The sequence below is a fragment of the Nocardioides sp. CPCC 206348 genome (assembly GCF_048654705.1).
Taxonomy (GTDB): domain Bacteria; phylum Actinomycetota; class Actinomycetes; order Propionibacteriales; family Nocardioidaceae; genus Nocardioides.
Map to the genome: position 1 here is coordinate 84,670 of NZ_JBMCZA010000202.1, position 3,012 is coordinate 87,681.

Here is a 3,012-nt window from a genome sequence, read left to right on the forward strand (position 1 = left end):
GGCCCTCGGCCTGGGCATGGTGTCGCGGGTGATGGAGCCGGCCAGCTTCCGGGACGACGTGCTGGCCGTGGCGGCCGAGGTCGCCGGCACGGCGCCGATCGCTGCGCGCCTCACCAAGCGCGCGCTGCAGCTGGGCCACGCGAGCATCGAGACCGCGCTCGAGTGGGAGGCGCTGGCGCAGCCCGTCACGCTGGCCACGGCCGACCTGCTGGAGGGGATCGCCGCCGCACAGGAGAAGCGGGCGCCGGTGTTCGAGGGGCGCTGACAGCCCGCCGGAGACGCGCTCGGCCAAAAGTAGTGGCGAGGCCCCCGAATCCGCAGCGGCTCCTCGCTTGCCTTCCCCTTGCGAGCGAGGAACTGCGGGCCCGGGGGCCTCGTCTGGTGAGGACGCTAGGCACCCGGCCGATCGCGGTCAATCCGTGCGGCGCGTTGCCTGTGGACAAGGTTGTGGAGAAACCTGTGGAAGAACACCGCTCGCCGTGGAGGAGCACCCGACAACGGTGAGTCGCCTGTGGAGAGAGCGGTGCGCTGGGTGGAGCGGCGGACGTCGTACCGCGGGGTGACCAGCGACAATGGACCCCACAGGTTCATCCACTGCCTGTGGAGAAAAGAATCCTCGAGGAGAAGTTGCCGTGAGCGAGCAGTACGACGGAACGCCGGTCGCGGCACTGCGCCGGATCGCCTTCCTGCTCGAGCGCGGGCGCGCCGACAGCTACAAGGTCAAGGCCTATCGCGGGGCCGCGGCCGCGATCCTGCCGCTCGGTGCGGACGAGGTCGCGCAGCGCGCAGACGCCGGGACCCTCACCCGGATCGCCGGCGTCGGCTCGAGCACCGCGCGTGTCATCGCCCAGGCCATCGAGGGGCAGGTGCCCGACAAGCTCGCCGAGGCCGAACAGCAGTACGGCGGCCCGCTCACCCGTGACGGAGCCGGGACCGCACTGCGCGCGCAGCTGCGCGGGGACCTGCACTCGCACTCGGACTGGTCCGACGGTGGCTCGCCGATCGAGGAGATGGCGATGACGGCCATCGAGATCGGTCACGACTACCTGGTGCTGACCGATCACTCGCCGCGGCTGAAGGTGGCACGGGGGCTCTCCGCCGAGCGGCTGACCCGCCAGCTCGACGTGATCGCCGCGGTCAACGACCACCTGTCTGCCGCCGGGTTCCGGCTGCTGCGCGGGATCGAGGTCGACATCCTCGACGACGGCCGCCTCGACCAGACCGACCGGATGCTGGCTCGGCTCGACGTACGGGTGGCGAGCGTGCACTCGAAGCTCCAGATGGACGCCGAGCAGATGACGCGACGGATGGTGGCCGCCGTCCGCAACCCGTTCACGAACGTCCTCGGGCACTGCACCGGGCGCCTGGTGACCGGCAACCGGGGGACCCGCGGGCAGTCGCGGTTCGACGCGCGGTCCGTCTTCGAGGCCTGCGCCGAGGAGGGTGTGGCCGTCGAGATCAACTCACGCCCCGAGCGCCGCGACCCGCCGACGAAGCTGCTCGAGCTCGCGCGCGACATCGGGTGCGTGTTCTCGATCGACAGCGACGCCCACGCCCCGGGGCAGCTCGACTACCCGCTGCTGGGCTGTGAGCGGGCCGAGGCCGCCGGGATCGACGCCGACCGGATCGTCAACACGTGGCCTGTCGAGCGACTTCTCGAGTGGGCGGAGCCGTAGGGTCGGGCCATGGGTGCGCGGAGCAAGCCCCGGGTGGAGGTACGACGGTCGGAGCGCCGGCGTCGGACGGTCTCTGCCTATCGGGACGGCGACAAGATCGTCGTGCTCGTGCCCAACAACCTCTCGGGTGCCGAGGAACGCGCCTGGGTGACCCGGATGGTCGCGCGGATCGAGCGCAAGGAGCTCAAGTCCGCGGTCCCGCGGGGGTGGTCCGACGAGGACCTGATGGAGCGCGCGCGGCTGCTCAGCGACGACTTCCTCGGCGGCCTGGCGGTGCCGGAGTCGGTGCGCTGGGTGGGCAACCAGCGTTCACGATGGGGTTCGTGCACGCCGCGCGATCGCACGATCCGGTTGTCCGAGCGGCTCCAGCGGATGCCGGAGTGGGTGATCGACTACGTCATCGTGCACGAGCTGGCACACCTGATCGAGCCGCAGCACGACGAGAAGTTCTGGGGCTGGGTGTCGAACTACCCGGCGGCGGACAAGGCCAAGGGCTACCTCGCGGGCTGGTCGGACGCGGCCCGGATCTCGCGGCCGCCGTCGGAGGAGATCTTCCCCGGCGAGGACGTGGACTAACAGAGCAGGTCGCGGGCCCGGGAGATCAGCTCGATCATGCTCGGCTCGAGCTCGGGCAGGCCGTCAACCGGCCACCAGCGCACGGCCAGCGACTCCTCGCTCACGACCTCCTGCGCGCCCGGCCCGGCCAGCGCGGCGTAGCGCACGTCCAGGTGGCTGACCCCGCCCCGTGGGTCGCAGAACGGCACCACGTGCACGTCGAGCTGCAGCGGTTCGGCGTGGAAGTCGAGGTCGGCGATGCCGGACTCCTCACGCGCCTCCCGCAACGCCACCGAGGCCAGCGTCGCGTCGCCCGGCTCGGCATGGCCGCCGAACGCGAACCACCGGCCCGCCTTGCGGTGCAGGTTCAACAGCACCCGGTCGCCGTCAGCGGCCAGGACGATCGTGCCCGCAGTCAGGTGGTCCGGGTACGACGACCGCCACATGCCGTCCGGCGTCGACTCGAGATGCCGCACCAGTCGGCCCCGCAGCTCCTCCTGGGCCGCGCCCGGAGCACTCCACTCCCGCAGGGTTACGAGAGCGTCGGCGTGCAGCGTCACTCGGCCGGGGAGTCCGGCGTGTCCGTGGGCTCCGCTGCCGGGCCGTCGCCCTCGAGGAGCTTTCGCAGCTCGGCGTCGAAGTCGTCCTCGGAGAGCTCCTCGGGCGCAGTCGCCTCGGCGCGGAACGACAACGGGTCGTCCAGGTCGGCCGCGGTCGGCAGCAGGTCCGGGTGCATCCAGACGCCGTCGCGGGCCTCTTCGCCGGCGCGGGTACGCAGCCC

Annotated in this window: 4 protein-coding genes and 1 pseudogene; 3 read left to right on the forward strand and 2 right to left on the reverse strand. The window is 71.7% G+C overall.

The window, feature by feature from the left end:
• From ACOADB_RS19950 to ACOADB_RS19960, 3 genes and pseudogenes are all read left to right on the forward strand, one after another.
• A pseudogene (locus ACOADB_RS19950) lies at positions 1 to 265 on the forward strand (enoyl-CoA hydratase/isomerase family protein); the annotation flags it as partial.
• Positions 266 to 632: 367 nt separating this feature from the next.
• The gene (locus tag ACOADB_RS19955; protein WP_378602491.1) at positions 633 to 1,676 is read left to right on the forward strand and encodes a PHP domain-containing protein; all 1,044 of its coding nucleotides are present in this window, start codon (positions 633 to 635) and stop codon (positions 1,674 to 1,676) included.
• 9 nt (positions 1,677 to 1,685) lie between these two features.
• The gene (locus ACOADB_RS19960; RefSeq protein ID WP_378602494.1) at positions 1,686 to 2,252 is read left to right on the forward strand and encodes a M48 family metallopeptidase; all 567 of its coding nucleotides are present in this window, start codon (positions 1,686 to 1,688) and stop codon (positions 2,250 to 2,252) included.
• Here the strand turns inward: ACOADB_RS19960 and ACOADB_RS19965 are convergent.
• Entirely contained in the window at positions 2,249 to 2,791 is a 543-nt protein-coding gene (locus ACOADB_RS19965; protein ID WP_378602497.1) for an NUDIX hydrolase, read from the reverse strand. The genes ACOADB_RS19960 and ACOADB_RS19965 overlap by 4 nt on opposite strands.
• Positions 2,788 to 3,012, reverse strand: a 225-nt coding sequence (locus ACOADB_RS19970; RefSeq protein WP_378602500.1) for a zinc-dependent metalloprotease, incomplete at its 5' end; no start/stop codon positions are given. The genes ACOADB_RS19965 and ACOADB_RS19970, both read right to left, overlap by 4 nt.

Excerpts from the sequence above, each read along its gene's own strand:
- ACOADB_RS19960 (WP_378602494.1), top strand. The coding sequence starts at position 1,686 with ATGGGTGCGCGGAGCAAGCCCCGGGTGGAGGTACGACGGTCGGAGCGC.